The 23698-nt window shown below is 34.5% G+C and carries 22 protein-coding genes; 14 read left to right on the top strand and 8 right to left on the bottom strand.

The window, feature by feature from the left end:
* Positions 1–280: 280 nt before the first annotated feature.
* Both FA048_RS05320 and FA048_RS05315 read right to left on the bottom strand, forming a co-directional pair.
* Complete coding sequence (locus FA048_RS05320; protein ID WP_136839162.1) at positions 281–2689, bottom strand: M1 family metallopeptidase; 2409 nt, start codon at positions 2687–2689, stop codon at positions 281–283.
* Positions 2690–2700: 11 nt separating this feature from the next.
* Positions 2701–3285, bottom strand: coding sequence for a HupE/UreJ family protein (locus tag FA048_RS05315; RefSeq protein WP_136839161.1), 585 nt, complete (start codon positions 3283–3285; stop codon positions 2701–2703).
* A gap of 89 nt (positions 3286–3374) precedes the next feature.
* On the opposite strand from FA048_RS05315, the gene FA048_RS05310 reads away from it, so the two are divergent.
* Both FA048_RS05310 and FA048_RS05305 read left to right on the top strand, forming a co-directional pair.
* Positions 3375–3896: a DUF6702 family protein gene (locus tag FA048_RS05310; protein ID WP_136839160.1), complete on the top strand. Its 522-nt coding sequence runs from the start codon at positions 3375–3377 to the stop codon at positions 3894–3896.
* Positions 3897–3959: 63 nt separating this feature from the next.
* Positions 3960–5264, top strand: a complete 1305-nt coding sequence (locus FA048_RS05305; protein ID WP_136839159.1) for a polysaccharide deacetylase family protein — start codon at positions 3960–3962, stop codon at positions 5262–5264.
* A 4-nt stretch (positions 5265–5268) separates the two neighbouring features.
* Here FA048_RS05305 and FA048_RS05300 read toward each other — a convergent pair whose 3' ends face one another.
* Positions 5269–7200: a glycoside hydrolase family 172 protein gene (locus FA048_RS05300; RefSeq protein WP_136839158.1), complete on the bottom strand. Its 1932-nt coding sequence runs from the start codon at positions 7198–7200 to the stop codon at positions 5269–5271.
* A 138-nt stretch (positions 7201–7338) separates the two neighbouring features.
* Between FA048_RS05300 and upp the strand changes: the two genes are divergently transcribed.
* Genes upp through FA048_RS05255 form a run of 9 tightly spaced genes read left to right on the top strand, consistent with a single transcriptional unit; the run spans position 7339 to position 14637 of the window.
* Complete coding sequence (gene upp, locus FA048_RS05295; RefSeq protein WP_136839157.1) at positions 7339–7983, top strand: uracil phosphoribosyltransferase; 645 nt, start codon at positions 7339–7341, stop codon at positions 7981–7983.
* A 3-nt stretch (positions 7984–7986) separates the two neighbouring features.
* Entirely contained in the window at positions 7987–8304 is a 318-nt protein-coding gene (locus FA048_RS05290) for a low molecular weight protein tyrosine phosphatase family protein (RefSeq protein WP_136839156.1), read from the top strand.
* 38 nt (positions 8305–8342) lie between these two features.
* The gene (locus FA048_RS05285) at positions 8343–9035 is read left to right on the top strand and encodes a YjjG family noncanonical pyrimidine nucleotidase (RefSeq protein ID WP_136839155.1); all 693 of its coding nucleotides are present in this window, start codon (positions 8343–8345) and stop codon (positions 9033–9035) included.
* 25 nt (positions 9036–9060) lie between these two features.
* A complete protein-coding gene (locus FA048_RS05280; protein ID WP_136839154.1) occupies positions 9061–9585 on the top strand; it encodes a DinB family protein in 525 nt (174 codons plus the stop codon).
* 26 nt (positions 9586–9611) lie between these two features.
* Positions 9612–10208, top strand: a complete 597-nt coding sequence (locus tag FA048_RS05275; RefSeq protein ID WP_136839153.1) for a hypothetical protein — start codon at positions 9612–9614, stop codon at positions 10206–10208.
* A gap of 33 nt (positions 10209–10241) precedes the next feature.
* On the top strand, positions 10242–11570 hold the full coding sequence (locus FA048_RS05270; protein WP_136839152.1) for a flippase: 1329 nt from the start codon (positions 10242–10244) through the stop codon (positions 11568–11570).
* Entirely contained in the window at positions 11567–12214 is a 648-nt protein-coding gene (locus FA048_RS05265; protein ID WP_136839151.1) for a class I SAM-dependent methyltransferase, read from the top strand. Before FA048_RS05270 ends, FA048_RS05265 begins: the two co-directional genes overlap by 4 nt.
* Positions 12215–12224: 10 nt before the next feature.
* Complete coding sequence (locus FA048_RS05260; protein WP_136839150.1) at positions 12225–13139, top strand: glycosyltransferase family protein; 915 nt, start codon at positions 12225–12227, stop codon at positions 13137–13139.
* 52 nt (positions 13140–13191) lie between these two features.
* Positions 13192–14637, top strand: a complete 1446-nt coding sequence (locus FA048_RS05255) for an alpha-L-fucosidase (RefSeq protein ID WP_136839149.1) — start codon at positions 13192–13194, stop codon at positions 14635–14637.
* Between the two features lie 70 nt (positions 14638–14707).
* Here the strand turns inward: FA048_RS05255 and FA048_RS05250 are convergent, their stop codons facing one another.
* Positions 14708–15457, bottom strand: coding sequence for a class I SAM-dependent methyltransferase (locus tag FA048_RS05250; protein WP_136839148.1), 750 nt, complete (start codon positions 15455–15457; stop codon positions 14708–14710).
* A 125-nt stretch (positions 15458–15582) separates the two neighbouring features.
* Here FA048_RS05250 and FA048_RS05245 point away from each other — a divergent pair, with 125 nt between their 5' ends.
* The 3 genes from FA048_RS05245 to FA048_RS05235 all read left to right on the top strand — a co-directional run bounded on the left by FA048_RS05245 (position 15583) and on the right by FA048_RS05235 (position 18426).
* Positions 15583–16854 carry a glycosyltransferase family 4 protein gene (locus FA048_RS05245; RefSeq protein ID WP_136839147.1) on the top strand — a complete coding sequence of 424 codons (1272 nt, stop codon included), beginning with the start codon at positions 15583–15585 and terminating at the stop codon, positions 16852–16854.
* A complete protein-coding gene (locus FA048_RS05240; protein WP_136839146.1) occupies positions 16851–17606 on the top strand; it encodes a glycosyltransferase family 2 protein in 756 nt (251 codons plus the stop codon). The genes FA048_RS05245 and FA048_RS05240 overlap by 4 nt, the downstream gene beginning before the upstream one ends.
* A 259-nt stretch (positions 17607–17865) precedes the next feature.
* Positions 17866–18426 (top strand): type 1 glutamine amidotransferase domain-containing protein, encoded by a 561-nt coding sequence (locus FA048_RS05235; RefSeq protein ID WP_136839415.1) that lies wholly within the window; start codon positions 17866–17868, stop codon positions 18424–18426.
* A gap of 116 nt (positions 18427–18542) precedes the next feature.
* Here FA048_RS05235 and FA048_RS05230 read toward each other — a convergent pair whose 3' ends face one another.
* The 4 genes from FA048_RS05230 to FA048_RS05215 form a co-directional block, all read right to left on the bottom strand.
* Positions 18543–19259 (bottom strand): 3-ketoacyl-ACP reductase, encoded by a 717-nt coding sequence (locus tag FA048_RS05230; protein ID WP_136839145.1) that lies wholly within the window; start codon positions 19257–19259, stop codon positions 18543–18545.
* Between the two features lie 182 nt (positions 19260–19441).
* Entirely contained in the window at positions 19442–20380 is a 939-nt protein-coding gene (locus FA048_RS05225) for a lysophospholipid acyltransferase family protein (RefSeq protein WP_136839144.1), read from the bottom strand.
* Between the two features lie 334 nt (positions 20381–20714).
* Entirely contained in the window at positions 20715–22517 is a 1803-nt protein-coding gene (typA, locus tag FA048_RS05220; RefSeq protein ID WP_136839143.1) for a translational GTPase TypA, read from the bottom strand.
* Between the two features lie 340 nt (positions 22518–22857).
* Positions 22858–23637, bottom strand: a complete 780-nt coding sequence (locus FA048_RS05215) for an alpha/beta hydrolase (protein ID WP_136839142.1) — start codon at positions 23635–23637, stop codon at positions 22858–22860.
* Positions 23638–23698 lie beyond the last annotated feature (61 nt).

The following is a 23698-nucleotide window of genomic DNA, read 5'->3' as shown; positions in this document are numbered from 1 at the left end:
TGTAAGTAAAGATAAGGGTTATAGCTTAAAGCGAAAAGACCAAAGCTTAAAGATTGGACAACAATGATAAATGGGGAAAGGTTTTGAGATGAGCAAAAAGCTTAAGGCAAAATATATTTAACGCAAGGTTATTATCTTTCACCTATAAGGGAGATTGCTTCGCCCTGTGCACAGAGGCTCGCAATGACGATTTAACTAAAAAAACCCGAAGTATTTTATTTCTTCGGGTTCTTATTTTCGATGTTATCAAGTCTAAATACTTGATACCGCTTACTCGATACTATTTAGACTTCTTCTCCAACTGCATTGGGTTTGAACCAACTGATTGGCCACGAGCTGGCCCAGCACCAGTACGCATTTTAAATAACTGAAATTTAGAAGGAGATGCACTTCCGCCCCAAGTGTTATTTGTTTCATTAATATCTGCAGTTTCTCTCATTGGATCTATTTTAATTGAAGCTACTTCTTTATCTTGAACATAGAATTTAGAGGTTTTCAATTCATTTAATCTCCAGATTTGAGCAGGAATCCTGTCTATAGATTTCGTCCCATCTTTAAATGTAAACTCAACAATAATTGGCATCACTAAGCCACCTTTGTTACTGAAATTTAACTCGTAGAAAAATTTGTTGCCATATTTGGTTTTTTCTTCAGCGGTAAACTCTTCCATTGGTAACCTTGCAGGTTGAGTTTGAGGTTTTGCATTTAAGGAAGTATCAATATTTACTAAACCTCTATCATATTTCCAGTAGAAATCTCTAGCTTCTAGGTCTCTATCTGTGTAAAATTTTATACTGCTATTTTCACGGTTTCTGATTTTTGAAATGTCTTCGAATGCATTAACCGCTGGCGGATCTACTCTTGACCCTCCTGGCCTATTGCCAAATCTATTCCCTCCGCCAGCATTTGCTGTAGTTGAAAAATCTGGTTTAGCATACCTCACACTATCTAAAGAGATATCAACAGGGTCGGTTCCATAAAACCAACCTCTCCAAAACCAATCTAAGTCTTCACCACTTGCATCTTCCATTGTTCTAAATAAATCTGCAGGTGTAGGATGTTTAAAAGCCCATCTCCTAGAATATTCTTTGAAAGCGTAGTCAAATAATTCGCGACCCATAATTGTTTCACGAAGTATATTTAAACCTGTGGCAGGTTTTGAATAAGCATTTGGACCGAAGTTTACAATATTTTCTGAGTTAGACATAATTGGCTCTAACTGATCTTTTGGTAATTTCATGTAGGGTACAATGGTATAAGCAGGACCTTTTTTACTAGGAAATTTATTATCCCAAAGCTCCTCTGTTAAATACTCAACAAATGAATTTAAACCTTCATCCATCCAAGTCCATTGACGTTCATCACTATTTACAATCATCGGGAAAAAGTTGTGCCCTACTTCGTGAATTACTACACCCAACATTCCGTTTTTAGTACTTTCACTATAAGTTCCATCCGCATCTGTACGGCCATAATTGAAACAAATCATTGGATATTCCATTCCGTTTGCTGCCTCAACACTTTGTGCAACAGGGTATGGATATGGAATAGTAAAATCTGAATAAGTTTTAATAGTGTGTGCAACTGCACGCGAAGAAAATTTGCTATACAAAGCGTAAGCTTCTTTGCCGTAAAAACTCATACACATTACATTTTTACCTGCAATTGGCTGAGCCATTGCGTCCCAAATGAATTTTCTTGAAGATGTCCATGCGAAATCACGAACATTATTAGCTTGGAAAACCCAAGTTTTTTTGGCTTCAGTTTTTTTAGCTTCAGCAGTTTTTGCTTCTGCTAAAGTTACAATCTCAACAGGTGCGGTAGTGCTTGTTTTAGCCTTATTGTATCTTGCCATTTGTGTAGGCGTTAATACTGCGCTGTAGTTGACACATTCTCCTGTAGAACCCACCATATGATCAGCAGGCACAGTCATTTGAACATTGAAGTTTCCAAAAGTTAAAGCGAATTCTCCTCTTCCAGTAAACTGATGATTTTGCCAGCCTTGAACATCACTATAAACACACAAACGTGGATACCATTGTGCCATTGTAAATAAGTGGTTTCCATCTTCTGGAAAAAACTCATAACCACCACGACCACCCCCTGCAATTCTATCTGTAATTTTGTAGTTCCAATCGATATTGAAGATAAACTGGGTCCCAGATTTTAATGCAGGAATTTCTATGCGCATCATTGTTTTATTCACAGTATAGCTTAGATTTTTCCCTGTTGCATCAGTTATTTTAGTAACATTTATACCATACCCATTATCACCCTGCGAACCAACTTTCATATTATCTACTTGAGTTGTTAATGCCCCACTAGGCATTCTAGAGCTACTTTGGTAGTTTGCATTTTTTAGATTGTTATGCTCATTTTCATCCAATTGAATCCAGATATAAGTCAGCACATCGGGAGAGTTGTTGTAGTAAGTAATAGTCTCACTACCTTTTAGTGTTAGCTTTTTCTCATCAAGTTCGCATTTGATTTTATAATCTGCTCGTTGCTGCCAATACTTTACGCCAGGCGCACCACTTGCGGTACGCTGTTCATTAGGTGTATTTAAAATTGTACCTAGTTGCTCAAACTTATTACCGTGGTTACTACCAGGATTGTTTAAAATATTTTGAGCTAACGCGATTTGCCCTATCAACGTTAAAAGAATGAAACCTTTGTAAAATTTTTTCATTGTATATTTAATTAGTATGGAATTCTTTCTAAAGCCATTTTTAAAGCCAGGCTAAATACTGCTGCTGATAAAAATATGACCCATTCTCTACGTCTAATTCTAAAAAAAGACAGACCTAGCCAGGTAACACATAAAATGATAATCACAAAAACAATTTGACCAACCTCTAAACCTACATTAAAACCGAATAAGCCCCAACCTATATTTTGATCTTTTGCCAACATCATACGAACAGAATTTGCAAAGCCCATTCCGTGGATCAATCCAAATAACAATGCAAGATAGTAATTTGTGTTTACTGCTCTTACTGAAAAATCCTTTTTAAATACATTACTTAGTGCTGTAATAAAGATGGTACAGGGAATTAAGAACTCTACCCATTTGCTTGGAAATCTAATTACATCCAATACACTCAATAATAGGGTAAGTGAATGCCCAATGGTAAATGCAGTAACCAGAATTAGTACCTGTTTAATATTTTTAGCGGTATAAACTGTTACTAGCGCTAGAATAAATAATTGGTGGTCTAGCGCATCTAAACTCACAATATGAGACCAACCCAATTTAAAATAGAACAAAAAATCCTCTAAAGGCATAATGAATATTAAGATTATCCAAATAGCTTGCTAGCTTTGTAAAAGCTAAAATAAATTCTTTTTTAATCATTTAAGTAATTCTATTGCAAATGCAGGCTATATATTCAAAATTGTTACTTGTTTCTTTAATTTTTACTTGTTTTTTACCAGCAACGTCTGTAAAAGAAAGTAAACATCCACTACATGTAAGTACAACTGAGATAAATTTCAATTCAAAAGAAAAAAGTTTAGAGATAAGCTGCAGAATTTTTACAGATGATTTTGAGAATGTGTTGACTAAAAGCTATAATGTAAAAACTGACTTAAATAAACCATCTATGCAAAAAGCAATGGATGAACTAATTAAAAAGTATTTAACTGCTCATTTACAATACAACGTGAATGGGAAAACTGTTAATGCTACGTATGTTGGGTTTGAGAAAGACCAAGAGGCTACAAACGTTTATTTAGAAATAGGAAATATTACCTCCCTCCAAAAATTAAGCATAAACAACACCATTTTATATGACCTGTTTGATGATCAAATGAATATTTTACATGTAGAGAAAGGTGGGATAAGGAAAAGTGTTAGGGCAAATTACCCCTCAAATGCTTTAGTAGTAAATTTTTAATACCAATAAATATTACAAATTGATTCATTAATATACAACTATTAGGAATATATTTAAAAAATCATGCACTTGTTAATATACAACCCTAATGTTACACCTAGAATAAAGTACACCTTCAACTTTATATTTAGAGAAATTCTAATTTGCGACTTTGAATTTACCAGTATTGCAGCTGACTTTATCAAAAGTGAATCTCCAAAGTTTACTTATGCTGATGCACCGTTAGCAGATGAGCTTTTCTTTTATTGTTCACATTTTATAACACAGCATAATATAGAGCCAATTCAAGTAAAAGAAACAACTTTTGGCGACCAGCGGGTTCCTTTTCCTGTAAATAATAGTGCTCTCCCTTTCGAAATTTTTGCTGCTTCATTTTATTTTTTAAGTAGATATGAAGAATACTTACCTTTTGAGGCTGATGAACATGGACGTTACCCTGCAGAGCAAAGTTTACAATATAAACTTAACTTATTAGGAGCCCCTGTTATTGATGGATGGGCAATGATTTTAAAAAATATCCTGCTCAAAAAATATCCTTCACTTACTTTTGGGAAACGAAAATTTAAATTCACACCTACTATCGATGTAGATAGAGCCTACCATTTTCGCTCTAGCGGTTTGGCTAAAAACACTGCAAGAATTTTAAAAGCTGCGGTTAACTTAAATGCAGAAAAGATTTTAAATATTATCAAAACCGGACTTGGACAACCAGATCCTTTTGATACTTATGGTTTTTTAGAAGAAATTCATGAAAAACATAAATTAAGTCCGATTTTCTTTTTCCTTTTAGCCAATCAGGGTCATGAAGAATTTGACCAAAATATTAATCCCGAAGATGAGGCTTTTAAAACATTGATTAGTGAGGTTTCTAAAAAAGCACAAATTGGCATTCACACTTCTTATGCTTCAAATACAGAAACAAAAAAGATTAGTGAAGAAATAAAGACACTAGAACAAATCACGAATAAAAAGATAAATGCATCACGACAGCATTTTTTAAAGTTACATTTACCAAGAACCTATTTAAAACTAATTAAAGCAGGAATTAACCACGACTATTCAATGGGATATGCATCGCAAGTTGGTTTTAGAGCAGGCACTTGCACTCCATTTTTTTGGTACGACTTACAACTAGAAAAGCAATCTCATTTAAAGATTCATCCTTTTGCAGTAATGGAAGTTACTTTGCAACAATACCTAAAATTAAGCCCTAATGAAGCCATACAGAAAATAGACGAACTACTTGCCAGCGTTAAACTGGTTGAAGGAAATTTCTATAGTTTATGGCATAATGAATCTCTCTCTGAAAGTGGAAAATGGAAAGGCTGGAAAGCTGTTTATGAATTTATGTTACAAAATGCTAACTAAAAATCTATTTTTTAATCAAGATAAGTCTATGAATATGTATATTATTTCTTTCCTTGTCTGCTTTAAACTGTAGGGTTAATGTATTTCTAAATTCATCAATATCCAAGTCGCAAATAAACTTTTTAGCTTCAAATTTTTTAGTGGTATTATAAAATGAAATTGCCTTACTAACTTGGGTTTGTCTTTGCCAAAAAACAATATCGGCGCCGTTTGGTGCTGTTTCTACATCTAAATAAAGCTTATATTTTCCTTGCGGAATTTCCTGCAAATCAATCCGTAGGCTACCTCCATTTCTCGCCGTTAGATTGTTGCCATCTACAGTGATATTTCCATTAAAACTAAAATTCATTAGCTGCGGATAAACCATTAAGGTATCTGGTAAAAAAACCTTGCTTAATTTATTTGTGGGCACTACCGATGTTGCAATAGATTTTGGCGCATAATAAAATGCAACAGAAGTATAATCTGCGGGCTTATTATTGTTTTCTGGGCCATGCTCTATGGTATGATTGATGCTTTTTGCAAATGGCATTTTATCAGAAAGAAATAATCTGTATCCACCGGTGCGGCTAAATGGCAATGAATAATCTAAAGAACCATGTAAAGGCAAACTCATTTTCCTATCCCACCTATCTAAGAGTGCGTACCAACCACCATTAAAATAATCTTCAGAACCTGTGCCATGCACTGTCGTTTGTCCATCAATAGCAGTGTAATCATCACCTTCAAAAAATAAAGTCATACCAGGTGTTAAGCCTTGGGCTTGTAATATGGTACCTACATAATGGCCACTACCATTACCTTGTAAAAAAGTATGCGGTTTACCTATCGGAGCTTGCAGGTCTTTGTTCCAATAGGCATAAAATTTACCTTCTGTTTTAGGGTTTCTTACCTGTGGCAAATAATAAATCCTACCAGAAACTTGAAGCGGTTCATTTTTTCCACCAGCTGTTCTATATATCATCTCTATTTTCGCCGCCTTATCAAATGGCATTGGGAAATAACAATAATTTATATTTTCTTTTGTGCCATGTATTAAACTTTGCATTGATATTTTACCAAAAGCATAACCAAAAAAGTCTGTTATGGGCAAATAGATTGCCGGTTCTACTTCATTATCCCACGTTATTTTAATATCAATTTGTTTAGTTAGGCTTTCATATTGTTTGGCATTGTCTAATTCAAAACCAACAATCCTTCCTCCCTTTAAAATGGAAGAAAGTAATATGGTTTGGCCTGCATTAATGGTCTTAGCAATAGAAAGCTTTTGGACATTTTTATCTTTACTTATTTTTTCGTTTTTGATGTCATTCCAAGAACTGGCAACTTTAGCCAATGTTTCTCTTTCTTCTTTTGTTAAATTTCCATTAAATGTTTTTCCAACACTACCTGCGGAGAGATTGCTATACTGGATTTGATAAAACTCCAATTTCTTGCCTCTAAAAACCACTTTGCACCCATTTTTGTAAGGGATAGGGAAATAACAAAAATAACCTCCAACTTGATTGCCACAGAGTGGAAGATTAAAAGGATACACTTTACCAGAAAAGAGGTCAGAGAATTTGATCGTATAGGATGGCTTTTCACTACCATCAAAATAAAAATCTATGCTATCATTGGTTGGGGTTGGGGTCCAAATCCTATTGATTACACCTGCGCCACTTGCTTCAAAAATAACCAGACTGCTATCTGGATTTTTTCGCAAAAAAGAATATTTCCCACTAAAACCATCATCATTGTTGCCTGTTGTATCATAAGATGAAAACTGCCTAATTTTAGCAGTTGTGTATTTTGGCAAATCAGCTATAGTTAACATTTTTTCTAATTCAGAATTGATACTTACTTGCTTAATTTGAGCTTTAACGATACTGGTACTTGCATAAAGCAACATCATCGCAATCATGAAAACAACTTTTTTACCCTTAAGATTTTTCATACACTAGTGGAGACAAGAATAAATATTTGGTTAATTTTAGGCTTACTAATACGATTTAGTAAGATAAAAACTAAGATATAACTATTTTGCTTTAAAAAATAGCCTGATAAATGTTAATTTTATACAAATAGTCAGCCCATGATTTTCGACCTAAGTAAAACCAATACTATCGCTAATACTTTCATTGCCGAAATGAGGGATGAAAATATCCAAAAGGATTCGATGCGGTTTCGTAAAAATCTGCAACGATTGGGAGAATTTTTTGCTTATGAAATCAGTAAAACTTTAACTTATACTGAAATTGAAACGCAAACGCCATTGGGTATTGCCAAGAGTATGGTTTTAAAACAGCAACCTGTTTTAGCTACCATTTTAAGGGCGGGGCTACCTATGCAAGATGGCTTACTAAAGGTTTTTGACCGTGCAGATTGTGCTTTTATTACTGCTTATCGTAAAACGAAAAAGAATGGAGATTTCGTTATCCAAATAGAGCACATTTCTGCTCCAGATTTAGAAGGTAAAACTGTAATTTTGGCAGATCCAATGTTAGCTACAGGCTTAAGCATGGTACTTTGCGCTAAGGAATTAATCAATCGTTACAAAATCAAAAAGCTACATGTTGTTGCAGCAATTGCAAGTACTGAAGGAGTAAAACATGTTAGAGCTAACTTACCCAAAGCAGATTTATGGTTGGGCGCCATAGATGATGAAATGACTAGCAAGTCCTACATCGTTCCTGGTTTAGGTGATGCTGGAGATTTAGCTTTTGGGATTAAGGCATAAATCATGAATATTCTTTTTGTTTGTAGTAGAAACAAGTGGCGAAGTGCGACGGCTGAAACCATTTATCAAAATCATCCATTACATCAAGTAAAATCAGCTGGGACATCACCTTCTGCAAGAATAAAAATCAATTCAAAACTAATTAGTTGGGCAGATTTAATATTTGTAATGGAGAAAAGGCATAAGCAAATATTAGCAGAGAATTTTAGTGATTATTTGGCCGAAAAAGAAGTGATTATTTTAAATATACTGGATGACTATCAATATATGGATGAGGAACTCGTTTTAGAAATCGAAACAAAAGTTACCGCTTATTTCTAAATAACGGCTTACCTTTGCCATTATTAAACTTTAATATTTTGCAGCAATACAAACATATCTTCTTTGATCTTGACCACACCATTTGGGATTTTGACCGCAATGCCCAAGAAACCTTATTAGAACTTTATGAAGTATACCAATTAAAAGCTTTGGGATTAAAGTCGACTGATTTTATTGAACTTTATACTGAGAATAATCATCGCCTTTGGCAACAATATCATTTAGGAGAAATTACCAAAGAAAAATTAAGAGAAGAACGTTTTAGAAAAACATTTTTAGAATTAGGTATCAAACCAGAACATGTTCCACAGCAATTTGAAGATGACTATGTGAAGATTAGTCCTACTAAAACTAATTTATTTGCTGGTGCAGAGAGGGTTTTAGCCTATTTACAAAAGAAGTATCAACTACATATTATATCTAACGGATTTAAGGAAACTACGCTAACCAAGATGAATCTTTCTGGGTTAAATCCTTATTTTACCAATGTTATTATCTCTGAAGATGTTGGTGTAAACAAACCTAATAAAAGAATTTTCGAGCATGCTTTAGAAAAAGCCATCGCAACAAAAGAAGAAAGTATTATGATTGGCGATAGCCTTGAAGCCGATATTCGTGGTGCCCAAGATTTTGGAATGAAGGCCATTTTTTTTAACCCTTTAAATGTAGAGAAACCAGCAGATATAGAATGGCAAATTTTACATTTGGAAGAGTTGCTCAATCATTTCTAAATAGAATAAAGTTTAACTTTATAGAATGAATATAGCCAAAGTGCACCAATCTATTCTAAAAGTGGTAAATGCATACCAAACAAAATTATCCACCAAAGGTGAAGAGGATTTTGTACTTACTCCGCCAATTGGGGGTTGGAGTTATAGTGAAGTTTACTCACATATCTTCGATTCGAGTTTACTTTCCTTAATGGCATTAAACAATTGTATTAAAGGTGAGGGAGAAATTAAACCAACTCACTTTGGCACCAAGGCTGTTTTATTTTTCGGGGCACTACCTCCAGGAAAAAAATATATTGTACCAAAACGACTTGCAGAAAGAGTAAAAAAGATTAACTTAATGGCTGCTCAGCAATTTATAGTAGATTTTGAATTACAATTGTTAAAACTCTACCCATTAGTAAATAATGCAAATCCTAAAATAAAAGTCAAACATCCGAGGTTAGGTTATTTGAATGCAAAGCAATGGTTGAGATTTATTGAAGTGCATCTTAACCACCACCTGAAGCAATTGAAGCGCATCGAAAATAGCTTTCAATTACACCAGTAAATCTATCATATTTTAAGAAATAGGCCATGAAAAGGATCTTATATATTTTATTTGCAATAGGTATGGTTGCTTGTAACACTAAAAAACAAGAACCAGCACAAAATTATACTGCAACGCCAAATGGATTAGCCGATTTGCAAAAACCAGCTGTTACTTCAACAGGTGCCGTACCTGTAAATCAAAGTAATTTACTTTTAAACCCTAAACACGGCGAACCAGGACATGATTGCAGTATTGCTGTAGGTGCTCCATTAAAAGCTGGCACAAAAGCAAATACAGCGCCTGCAGTTACAACACCAACTGTTACGCAAGTTGTATCGCCACAGCCTACAGCTGCTGTAACAAGCACCCCTCAATCAACCGCTGGTACAGTAGATTCAAAAGGCCAAAAATTAAATCCCGCACATGGACAACCAAACCATAGATGCGATATTGCAGTTGGCGCTCCATTAAATTCAAAGCCTGCTCAAGCTTCAGTTAAACCACAAGTCACCGTTTCACAACCTACCGCAACTGCTACCCCCCAAGCTCCTGTTTTAAATGAAAAAGGTCAAAAGCTTAACCCTGCACATGGACAACCTGGACATAAATGTGCAGTTGCAGTTGGTGCTCCATTAACATAATATGACCGTTTTTATTTTTGCATCTTTGTACTAATGAAATTACCCATTCTGAAAGGTTTTGATGAAGAAGCATTTAACAAGTATTTAAAAAATACAGGTTGGTTAATGTTTGGTCGTATTGGTAGCATGGCCATTAAAATGTTAACTAGCATTCAGGTTGCTAACTTTCTATTACCAAATAACAATGGGCTTTTTAATACCTCTACTTCATATATCTATTTATTTGCAGCATTAGCTAGTTTAGGATTAGATAGTTTCATTGTAAAAGAGCTTCACCAATTTCCTAAAAAAAGAGATACCATTTTAGGAACTTCATTTATCTTAAAAACTTCAGCTGGATTGCTTTGCCTTCCTTTGATTTACCTGAGTTGGCTATTTTTTCCGCTGTCAGATATTCCATATCTTTTTATCCTTATCCTTTCTTTTACAGGAATTTTTCAATCTTTAACAATCATCGACTCTTATTTCCAATCTGAAGTAAAGTCAAAGTATATCATGCAAGTTCAGATTGTTAGCAATATATTGTCGGCAGGCATTAAGCTTTTACTGATTTTCTTTTTCAAAGCAGAGCTGATTTATTTTATTTATGCCTATGTCTTCGATATTTTACTAGTTTCAATTGGTTATTTAGCCGTTTATAGCAAGCGGGGCTTAAGTATCTTTAAATGGAATTATGATAAAGAACTAGCAAAAAAACTCTTGAATTTATCTTGGCCACTTATCATTTCTGGAATCATGGTTTCTGTATACATGAAAATAGATGTTATTATGCTTAAGGAGATTTTAGGTGAAGAAGGAGCGGCAGCTTCAGGATCTTACGCAACTGTTGTAATGTTTAGTGAGGCTTTAAACTTTGTTCCGGTAGTCATTGTAAGCTCACTCTTTCCGGCAATCTTAAATGCCCGTAGAGATGATCCAGAGCGTTACAAAAAAAGGCTTCAAAATCTTTTCGATTTAATGGTTTGGTTAAGTTTGACATTTGCAATATTCATCAGCCTTGCATCACCTATAATTTATAAATTCTTTAAGCCAGAATTTGCTTCAGCAGCACCTGTTTTGGCTGTTCATGTTTGGGGGAGTTTATTCGTATTTCTAGGTGTGGCAAGTAGCCAGTTTTTAATTACCGAGGGTTATAGTAAACTAACCTTTACACGTACTGGTTTTGGAGCGATAATAAACATTGCATTAAACTTTCTTTTAATTCCAAAAATGGGAATGATGGGTACAGCAATCGCAACTGTAATTGCCTATTTTTCAGCTACATTTTTAATTCTCTTCATCCCTAAAACCAGACCACAGGGAATAATGATGTTAAAATCACTATTTTTGGTCTCCGCATTTCAAAAAATTTTTAAACGTTGAGTAAACTAAAAGCATTAGCTACATTAATTGGCAAGCCAAAAAGGCTTAGCGCATTATTATCTTATGGCCACAAAGGTTATCTATCTACTATTGGTTGGTTCACTGCATTTGATACCCATCAAGCAGTAGATGAATCTGGAAATCCTTTACCATGGGTTACCTATTCCTTTATCGATTTTATTAAAACCCGATTAACCAAAGACCTTTCCATCTTTGAATATGGTTCGGGAAATTCAACCTTGTTTTATGCCAAAAGAGTTAAAAGAGTAGTCTCTGTTGAACATGACGAAGCTTGGTTTAACAAAATTGTAAAGGAAAAAGCAGCTAATGCCGAAATGATATTTACTCATTTAGAAAAAGGTGGTGAATACAGCAAAAAAGCATTATTGTTAGGTGAGAAATTCGATTTGATTATTGTTGATGGCAGAGATCGAGTGAACTGTTGTAAAAATAGTATTGATGCCTTATCGGAAAATGGTGTTTTAGTATTAGATGATTCTGAAAGAGAAATTTATCAGGAAGCCAGAACATTTTTAACTGAAAAAGGGTTTAAAGAATTACCCTTTACAGGAATTTCGCCAGGCTTGTTTTACAACAAAGCAACTTCTATATTTTATAAGGCGGATAATTGTTTAGGAATCTAACTCTATCAATATGCAAAATCTTGCTCCAATTGCTTTATTCGTTTACAATCGCCCGCAACATACTGAGCGTACGGTTAAGTTTTTAAAACAAAACGAGTTAGCAGCTGAAAGCCGTCTATTTATTTTTTCTGATGGGGCAAAAACTACTGCAGATGAAGACAAAGTGAAAGAAGTTAGGGATTTCATTAAAAAAACCGAAGGCTTTAAATCTATAGAGATTATAGAAAGTAAAACCAACTTAGGCCTTGCTAATTCTGTAATTTCTGGCGTATCTCGTTTAACAAAAGAATATGGTCAAGTTATTGTTTTTGAAGATGATTTAATTTCTTCTCCATTTACTTTAACCTATTTTAACGAAGCTTTAAATCGTTACCGCAACGAAGAAAAAGTTATGCATATTGGTGCTTATATGTATGTTTTGAGCGATAAAAATTTACCTGAAAGCTTCTTTTACAGAGCAGCAACAAGTTGGGGCTGGGCAACTTGGGAGAGGGCCTGGGAAAATTTCGAACCGAACATTAATACTTTAATGAAGCAGTTCGATGCCAAAAAGAGAAGTGCCTTCTCTATCGATAAATCGATGAACTTCTGGAAACAGATGCAAGATTTTAAAAAAGGTAAAAACAATTCTTGGGCAATTAGGTGGTATGCTTCTATCTTCTTAAAAGGCGGATTAACTCTAAATCCATCACAATCTTTAGTTAATAATATTGGTCACGATGGAACTGGTGTTCACTCCGGAATGAATGATATTTATAACGTGATTATCAACCCTAAGCCTATCAAAGAATTTCCAACCTTGTTGGAAGAAAATACAGCTGCATATACCGCTATTAAAATATTTTTGCAAAATAGAAAAGGTTCTATGGTGAACCGGATTAAACGTTTTGTAAAAGAAAAACTACATCAGTACTTCTCTAAATAGCTTTAAAAATTTCTTGTTTAATATTTGTACTTTGCATTATAAATAGGCAATAATGAGATCAATTTTATCAATTCTATTATTTATTAGCTTTTCTGCTTTTACACAAACACCACCAAAAAAATATGGTGCTGTTCCAACCCAGAGACAACTTGCTTGGCATGATATAGAAAGTTACGGGCTTGTTCATTTTACACCAACCACTTTCGAAAATAAAGAATGGGGATATGGTGATGCAGATCCTAAAACATTTAACCCGAATAATTTTGATGCTGAACAAATTATAAAAGCAGCAAAAGCTGGGGGTTTGAAAGGAATTATTTTAGTTGCTAAACATCATGATGGTTTCGCCCTATGGCCAACAAAAACTACAGCTTATAACATTAGCAAAAGTCCTTTTAGAAGCGGGAAAGGAGATTTGGTTAAAGAAATGGAATTAGCCGCCCGCAAACATGGATTAAAATTTGGTATTTATTGCTCTCCTTGGGATAGAAATAATGCTAAATACGGTACAAGTGAATATCTGAAAATTTATCAAGCGCAGCTTAAAGAATTATACAGCAATTACGGCGAACTTTTTATGAGTTGGCACGATGGGGCAAACGGTGGTGATGGTTTTTATGGCGGTGCAAAAGAGAAAAGAAGCATTGACAATACAACTTATTACGACTGGAAAAACACTTGGAAAATTACTAGAGAGATGCAGCCAATGGCAAACATATTTAGCGATGTTGGCTTAGATGTGCGTTGGGTTGGTAATGAATATGGGTTTGCAGCAGATACAAGTTGGGCAACTTTTACACCAATGCCACCAAAAGGTGTAAGTGTTGCGGTTCCTGGTCAAGCTAATTATCCGGAAAGCCCAGCCGGGATAAAAAATGGTAAATTCTGGATGCCTGCAGAATGTGATGTACCATTAAGGAAGGGCTGGTTTTTTCATGCTGATGAAAAACCAAAAAGCGTAAGCTCGTTGGTAGATTTATATTTTAAAAGTGTAGGCAGAGGAGCTGCCTTAGATTTAGGCCTTGCTCCCGATACAAGAGGTCTGTTACACGAAGATGATGTTGCTAACCTAAAAGAATTTGGAGATATTATTAAAAAAACCTTTTCAGAAAACTTGCTAAAAGATGCTGACCTCTCAGCGAGCAATACTCGAGGAAAAGTGTATAATGTAAATTTATTAAAGGATCGCAATAAGAAAACTTATTGGGCAACTACAGATCAAACTCATCAAGCAGAGCTTATTGTAGATTTTAAAAGAAATGTGACTTTTGATGTGATTAGCTTACAAGAATACATCCCATTGGGACAGAGAATTGATAGCTTTATCATTGAAATTTTTGAAAATAATACCTGGAAAAAAGTTTATGCTGGAGCAAGTATTGGTGCAAAAAGATTAGTTAGGTTAAGTAATCCAGTAAATACACATAAAATGCGTGTAAAGCTTAAAGCTCCTGTGGCAATAGCTTTATGTGAATTTGGAGTTTATAAACTAGAGTGAACTAACGTAAAAAGAAACCTATTTTTTTGCTTCCTTCAGCTTTAATCGTTTGAATTTATTGCCATGTTCTTTAAATTTTCTTAGCTGTTAAGATAATATAAGGAGATAAATTTTTACTCTCAAAAGGAATAATTTTAGTGAACACTTTTCCTGTTAGCCAAACAAATTTCTTGAATAATCTTACTCCTATTGATTTTTGTTTTTCATTCTCTAACCAAACACTAAACTTGCCAAAATAGCTTGCTTTTACTTCTTTTAACCCTGCTTTTTCGCAAATAGAAGCAAGTAAAACAGGATTCATGCTATCAATATTATGTTTATTGTAATTTTCCTTGTCGAATTTTTTCTGAAACCAACCATTCACTGCAGTAAAATTAGGAAGGGTAATAAATAAGGTTCCGCCAGATTTTACTAAGGCAATATGGCGTTTAATGATATCTTCTGTATCTAAAAAATGTTCAATCAAACCACAAGAAAGTACCAAATCATATTGTGTTGGAGTTTCATAGTTAAACAAATCAGCCTCAATAACCTCAATATCGTTTTCGGCTAAACCATTTGTTTTTAACAATTGATGGGTAATGGGTGGATGAACAAAATAATCTAAAAGCGTAACATCTAGTTTCAGGTATTTCTTTAAGAACACTGCATAATAACCTGGGAAACCTCCCAATTCAATTGCTGTTTTTACATTATTCTCGCTCACAATATCCGCCAGTTGGCGATGAAATGTATAGTTCTCTGGTATAACGACTGATAAATCAGTTTTACTTTCCCAATATTTTACCCAAAAATTTCTGTCGGTTAAAAGGTTCTCCATATGTTTAACAAAGAAACATAAAGTATAATGAATATTAAAATTGTTATAGTGTTAGATTGTTCAATTGTTAATTTAACAAATATTAACAATTTAGTTTTCTTGAATTAAATGTATTTTTGGTTGATTTGAAAGTTGTACACTTAAATACCTATGATGGAAATGGCGGCGCAGGAAGAGCATGCCTTCGTTTAAGCGATTCGCTGAATGCAAACGGGATAGATTCTAGGGTTTTAGCTTACTATAAATTCGGTCAAAACCCAAAAATCACTAATTTAAGCACAAGTCTTTTTGCTAAATTAAAAGCTATTTTCAATATTATTGCAGAACGATATCTTGCTAAAATATTTGTAAAAGCTGTTAAAACTCCCTTCTCTTTGCAGTGGTTTGGTAAATCTTTAATTCATATAAAAGAATTAAAAGAAGCTGATATCATTCATTTACATTGGATTAATCATGGCTTTTTATCACCAAAGTTTTTAGCTGAGTTAGATTTATTAGACAAGCCAATAGTATGGACTTTTCATGACAGCAATGCTTTTACAGGCGGTTGCCATGTGCGCTACAGTTGCGAACATTTTCATCAGCAATGTGGTAATTGTCCATTGCTAAAGTTTGATGGGCCAAATGACATCTCTCATAAAAACTGGCTTCGCAAACAAAAAGCATATTCAGAATTAAATTTCCACGTTGTGGCGCCGAGTAATTGGATGGCAAAATCTGTAAAGGAAAGCAGCTTGTTGGGAATGAGAAGCGTAGCTGTAATACCCAATACAATTGAAATTGAAATTTTTAAACCTTATGTAAAGGCAGAAGCTAAAAAAATATTAAAAATACCAGCGCATCATTTTGTAATTATGAGTGGGTTTATGCCATCAAAAAACGACAAGCATAAAGGAACTCAATATTTAATTGAGGCGTTAAATGAATTGGCATCTAGACCTGAAATTCCAAAAGAGCAAATTGAGTTGGTAATTTTTGGCAACAAAGACACCAAGGATATGCCCGAATTTCCTTTTAAGACAACTTTTTTAGGAACGATAAATAAAGATGATCATCTTGCCAAATGTTATGCTGCCGCTGATGTTTTTGTTCTACCCTCTCTTGAAGACAATTTGCCAAATACAGTAATGGAAAGCCTAGCCTGTGCAACACCAGTGGTGGCATTTAAAACAGGCGGGATACCAGATATGGTAAAACACTTAGCAAATGGTTACTTAGCCGATTATAAATCATCATCGGATTTAGCAGATGGCATTGAATGGCTATTTTTGCATGAAGATGCAGAAAGTATACAGAAAGAAGCCAGAAGAACTATTTTAAATCAGTTTGCACCAACGGTTATTGCCAACAAACATGAAGAACTATACCAAACCCTAATTAACGCTTTGCCCCAATGACAATAAATCCAAAACTTAGCGTAATTACCATAGTATATAACAATGCAAAAGACATTGAGCGCACTATGCTTTCGGTATTAAATCAAACTTATACTAATATTGAATATATAATAATTGATGGCGCCTCAAATGATGGGACAGTAGCTATTATTGATAAGTATAAAGATCGTTTAGCCATATTCGTTTCAGAACAAGATAGAGGAATTTACGATGCCATGAACAAGGGTTTAGCCTTAGCTACAGGTGACTATGTACTGTTTATGAATTCTGGGGATGAAATTTATGCTACAGAAACAGTTACAGATGTTTTTGCATCTGCGCCATCGGGCGATATTTATTATGGTGAAACTGAAATGTACGACGAAAATTGGAAAAGCTTAGGGCAAAGAAGACATAGGGCTCCAGAGCATTTTGATTGGCATAGTTTCAAATTCGGAATGAATGTAAGTCACCAAGCTATTTACATTAAAAGAAGTTTAACCGAGCCTTTTGATTTACGTTATAAGTATAGCTCAGATATTGATTGGATAATTAAAGCAGCTAAAAATTCATCTAACGTGGTAAACACGCACATGTACGTAGCCAAATATCTAGTAGGTGGGATGTCTAAGAAAAAGCATTTGGCAAGTTTAACAGAACGCTTTAAAATACTTAGTCACTATTATGGTGTTATTCCAAATGTAATTAACCATGTATTTATTGCTTTAAATTTAGCCCAATACTTTATCCGGTATAGAAGAACGAATGATTAGAAGCCTGTCTGTTCTTCAACGTCATTCGAACTCGATTCTTACTCGGGTGAGAACCCCGAAGGGTTAAGCAAAGCTAAATCTGATTGTTTTTAGCACAAGCCAAAGTTTTGGTAGTGAGGAATAGGTTAGAGATATCTCCTCACTTCGCTTCGTTCGATATGACGAAAAAGACAAGGATCCTCCTTTAAATTCAAATTTCTAAAAACAATAATTCCCCATAGCTGTCTTTAATTTATCATTTCTATTGAAAACGAAAATTATGGGACAATTAAGTAATCGCACTATTGCAGTGCTATCAGAAAGTGGTTTTGAAGAAGTTGAATTAACTGAACCAGTAAAAAGATTAAAAGAAGAAGGTGCAATTGTACATGTTATTTCTTCTAAAAGTGGCAAAATAAAAGCATGGAATCATGACCATTGGTCTATAGAGGTTGATGTTGATAAAACGTTAAGCGAAGTAAATGCTGATGATTATAGCGGTTTAGTTTTACCAGGTGGAGTAATTAATCCAGATCAACTTCGTGTTAACGATGATGCTATTGCATTTGTAAAAGCTTTCTTCGAAGCTGGGAAACCTGTTGCTGCTATTTGCCATGGGCCACAAACCTTAATTAATGCGGGGGTAGTTAAAGGAAGAAGGATGACCTCAGTAAAAAATATTTCACAAGATTTAATCAATGCTGGGGCAGATTGGTCTGATGAGGAGGTTGTGGTAGACCAAGGTTTAGTAACTAGTCGCACACCAAAAGATTTACCAGCATTTAATGATAAGATTGTGGAAGAATTTGCAGAGGGTATTCACAAAGGACAACACGCTTAAAAAGAGATGAAAATTTTGTCATTCTGAGTGAAGCAGTCTGTTTCGAGACTCAGAAAAAGGCTCTTCAATTTATTGAACCTATTAGATTCCTCGAAACTCAGAATGACAAAATTTTATTATGGATTTGTAGACCAAATTCCACTTTCCTTAACGAATACTCTTCTATTTAATTTCAATTGAGCGATTAATAGTTCAGCAAAATCTTCTGGCTGCATTACCTTGTCAGGATTTCCATCTGTTAATTTCAAATCAATTGCCATATCTGTTGCAACTGTACTTGGTAACATGGTACTCACTCTAATATTATGTTTACGCACTTCTTGCATTAAAGATTCTGATAAACCAATCAACCCAAATTTCGAGGCACTATAAGCACTTGTAACCGCAGCTCCATTTTTACCCGCTGTAGATGATACGTTGATAATATCTCCGATTTGTCTTTCAATCATTTCTGGCAATACAGCACGAGTTACATAATAAACACCTAACAAATTAATTTCAATGATTTGTTTCCATTTGGCCGGTTCTAATTCCATAAACTTACCGAAGGCACCAACACCCGCATTATTAATTAGAATATCAATAGCACCAAGTTCCGTTTTTATTTTGCCAACTGCTGAATTAACTGCATCAATATCAGACACATCTGCAATAGCGATTACCGTTTTAACATTATAAGTTTGTAGCTCATCTGCAACGTTGATTAAGTCTTTTTCTGTTCGACCAACTAAACCAACATTTACCCCTTCTTGAGCTAGTGCAATTGAGATTGCTTTACCTAAACCTTTACCTGCTCCAGTAACTATAGCATTTTTTCCTTGTAGTGATTCCATAATATCTGTATTGAACTGCTAAATTAGATAAAAGAGATTTTAAGGAAGTTTGGTTGATGTAAAATTTGGGCAATCCCTAGAAAACGTCTGCCTTAAAAAGAGTAAGATTATATTTATCATATAAATATAAGAGCAGCAGAGTTGGGAATAATTTGAAGATGTAAAATCTAGAGATATACAAATTATAGATGGTTAAGACTGGAACATTTTCCATTAGCTTTATGTTCACGCTCCGTCTTACGAGCTAATTTTTCAGGTTTGTATTTCCATCTCCGGTGGCTCCAAAGCCAATAAGCTGGTTCTTCCTTAATCAAGTCTTCTAAAAAGCGTGTATGCAATTCGGTTATTTCAAATTCTGCAGTACTTTCAGGATTAAGGCAAATTGGCACGCAATCCACCTCATAATAACCACGTTTTAAATAACTGATTTTTAAATAAAAAACAGGTCTATTGGTTTTTCTTGCAATTTTTTCTATCCCCAATTGGATAGAAGCTTCTTGATTTAACAGTGTAGTCCAATATTGAGAATCTTCTTTTGATGGCGCCTGATCGCTCCCAAAAGTAAACATGCTTGGATAATGCTTTGTAGCTTGAATAGCTCTAATTGTTTGGCGCATGGAAATCATCTGATTACCAAATCTACTCCTCATTCTTAAAAACCAGTTATCAAAAATCTCATCACTTAATGGTTTGTAAATTGGGTAATGTTGACCAGAAAAGGCCATCCCAATTGCCATACATACCCACTCGTAGTTTCCATAATGAGCTGCACAAAAGAGTACACTTTCGTTGTTTTTTAGGTAGGCTTCTACCAAATCTACATTTTTAAATTGCACACGTTTATTCAACTCTTTTGCAGAGATGCTCTTCATCTTGATGATTTCAAAGATTAAAGAAGCCAAATATTTAAAGAATCTCTTTTCGATTACAATGATTTCTTCTATGTTTTTTCCAGGAAAAGAATTCAATAGATTCTCTCTAACTACCTTTTTACGGTAGCCAAAAACGTAATAAATCAACACATAAAAGATATCTGCCAGAAAGTACAAAAGTCCTAAAGGCAATAAAGATAAGCTTGTTAAAAAAAATATTCCCAAATAGGAAAATGCCTTTTCAAACATATAAATAAGGATGATAGTACAAACGTACAACCTTTAGGAATACTAATTGCCATTAGATTGTTAGATTTTAACTTTAAAGAAAATTGCATGTGGGTTCAATGCATTTATGCCTTAATAAAGACTTCTTAAGTTTCTTTAAAGTAAAAAAGAGCTATTGGAAAGAAGGGCTAATTTTAATCCAAGCACTGCGACTACTTTTTTAAAAATAAGCATTAAGAAATTACGGGAAAATTAAGCTTAACCTTATTAATTTCTTAATGTTTCGAAACAAAAAAGCCTGCAAAATTCACTTGCAGGCTTCAATATTTAAGTCCCCTTTAGGGGATTTAGGGGCTTAGCTTTTACTACCGTTTGCTTTACGTTGTTGTTCTGTTAAGAAGATTTTACGTAAACGCATACTTACTGGTGTAACCTCGATATACTCATCAGCTTGAATGTACTCCATACATTCTTCTAAAGAGAATTTAATAGCTGGTGCAATACGAGTGTTATCATCTGTACCAGAAGCACGCATATTGGTTAATGCTTTCCCTTTAACAATGTTGATTACCAAATCATTATCACGGATGTGCTCTCCCAAAATTTGTCCTTCGTAAATATCAACTCCTGGATCTACAAAGAAACGACCTCTATCTTGTAATTTATCAATAGAATAAGCGGTAGTCATACCTTTATCCATAGAAATCAATACACCATTCAAACGACCAGGGATTGTACCTTTCCAAGGCTCATAAGCTTTAAAACGGTGAGCCATAATTGCCTCACCAGCAGTTGCAGTTAATACGTTGTTACGTAAACCGATAATACCACGAGCTGGAATTTCGAATTCTAAGTGTTGTAAATCGCCTTTTGGCTCCATGATTAACAACTCACCTTTACGTTGAGTTACCAATTCAATTACCTTACCAGCAACTTCACCAGGTACATCAACAATTAATGTTTCAATTGGCTCACATTTTTTACCGTCAATTTCTTTAACAATAACCTGTGGCTGTCCAACCTGAAGTTCATAACCTTCACGACGCATTGTCTCAATAAGTACCGATAAATGGAGAATACCACGGCCGTATACCAACCAAGAATCAGCACCTTCAGTTTCTACAACTTTTAGGGCTAAATTTTTCTCCATTTCCTTCATCAAACGATCTTTGATACGCTGTGAAGTAACTAATTTACCTTCTTTACCAAAAAATGGAGAGTTGTTAATGGTAAACAACATGTTCATTGTTGGTTCATCAATACTAATTACAGGTAATTGTTCTGGTGCTTCAAAATCAGCAATGGTATCACCAATATCAAAACCATCAATACCAACAACCGCACAAATATCTCCAGATTTAACTTCAGTGGTTCTAATTTTACCTAAACCTTCAAAAGTATAAAGTTCTTTTACCCTAGATTTAACAATTTTACCATCACGTTTAATTAACGTTACCGGCTGGTTTTCTTTAATTGTACCACGGTGTACACGTCCAATTGCAATACGACCGACAAAAGATGAATAATCTAATGATGTGATTTGCATTTGCAAAGTACCTTCTAACATCGGTGGAGAAGGGATGTTTGCCACAACAGCATCTAACAAAGCAAAAATATCAGTAGTTGGAACTTTCCAATCTGTACTCATCCAACCTTGTTTAGATGAACCATAAATTACAGGGAAATCTAATTGATCTTCAGTAGCTTCTAAGTTAAAAAATAGCTCAAAAATTTGTTCGTAAACCTCTTCTGGTCTACAGTTTTCTTTATCAACTTTGTTTACAACAACAATTGGTTTTAAACCTAAAGCCAAAGCTTTTTGTGTTACGAAACGAGTTTGTGGCATTGCACCTTCAAAAGCATCACATAATAACAAAACACCATCAGCCATTTTCAATACACGCTCTACCTCACCGCCAAAATCCGCGTGACCAGGAGTATCAATGATGTTAATTTTTACGTCTTTGTATTGTACCGAAACGTTTTTAGATACGATTGTGATCCCACGTTCACGCTCTAAATCGTTGTTATCTAATATCAAATCTCCTTTCTGTTCGTTATCACGAAAAACAGAACAAGAGTGTAAAATCTTATCAACCAATGTAGTTTTACCGTGGTCAACGTGTGCTATAATAGCTATATTTCTAATCTTTTGCATAAAATGCGCCTATAAATTTGGCGCAAAGATATGATTTTTTATTGGATTTTTAAGGGTTTTGCTTACTATTTATGTCATTATATTTTTGTTAAATTTTGATTGTCAATAGCTTGACCCCTATTCGTCATTGCGAGGCACGAAGCAATCTCATAGTTGAATCAGTCTGAGCGAAGTTGAAGACTATAGTAAAGCAAAACCAATGCTCTTCAGAAACATCAGTCCCGCTCTCCGCTACAATCTTTTACCCCTAAATCCCCTAAAGGGGACTTGGTAAAAGGATTTTCACTCCTATCGGGTTTAGAAAACAAAGCCCGTACTAAAATGAGACTGATGTCTCTACTTATTTACTAATCCAGTTGTAAACGTAAGTTGCTACTTCTTCCCAGTTCTCGTCTCCACAAATGTAATGACCACGACCCTCGAACATTTTAAAGTCTGTTATACTATCTGCATTTTTATAGGCTTTAAAGTTTCTTTTATTCAAGCTAGCGGGCATAATGTTGTCTTTTTCGCCAGCAATGAACAATAAAGGCTGATGTGCTTTTTTGAAATCAACTTTAGCATAACTTTTTAAAGTTCCCCAGGCAATTGCCCTACTTTCTGGCACCGCAATTTCATCAAACACTTTATCAGATTCGGTTCTGCTTAAAGTATTTCCGAAAGTATAATGAAACCACTCTTTAGTAGGCATAAAAACAGAATTACCTTTAAACGGATTAACTACTGTGAGATTAGATTTCCAAAAACTGAATTCGAAAGGGATAACACCCATTGGAGGAGCACCATCTATCATTACACCAGCTTCGCCTTTACCTAAATCCATTAATTTCTGAACAGTTAGCCCACCTAAGGAATGTCCGATGAGGATTGGTTTTTCTGGCAAAGCATCAATAAATTTTACTAAGTTTTCTACTACGTCTACAAAATTTACTTTGGTTAAATTTGGATCAATGTTGGTTCTTAAATCTGCTGGATTACCTAAGTGAGATGGATTTGCAGGATTGTAAACTGTATAACCTTTAGCCTCGAAGAAGGCTTTCCAACCTTCCCAGCTTTTATTGTTTACAAATAGACCATGTACTAATACGATTGTTTTTGATTTTAGATTTAAAGTTTTCATAATGTTTTTTTTTAATTTGACACCTCAAATCTCCAGCTTAAAAACATCAATAATTTTAACC

The sequence above is a fragment of the Pedobacter polaris genome (assembly GCF_005116505.1).
GTDB lineage: Bacteria > Bacteroidota > Bacteroidia > Sphingobacteriales > Sphingobacteriaceae > Pedobacter > Pedobacter polaris.
The sequence above is the reverse complement of the archived record's forward strand: the minus strand, read 5'-3'. Positions and strand labels throughout refer to the sequence as shown.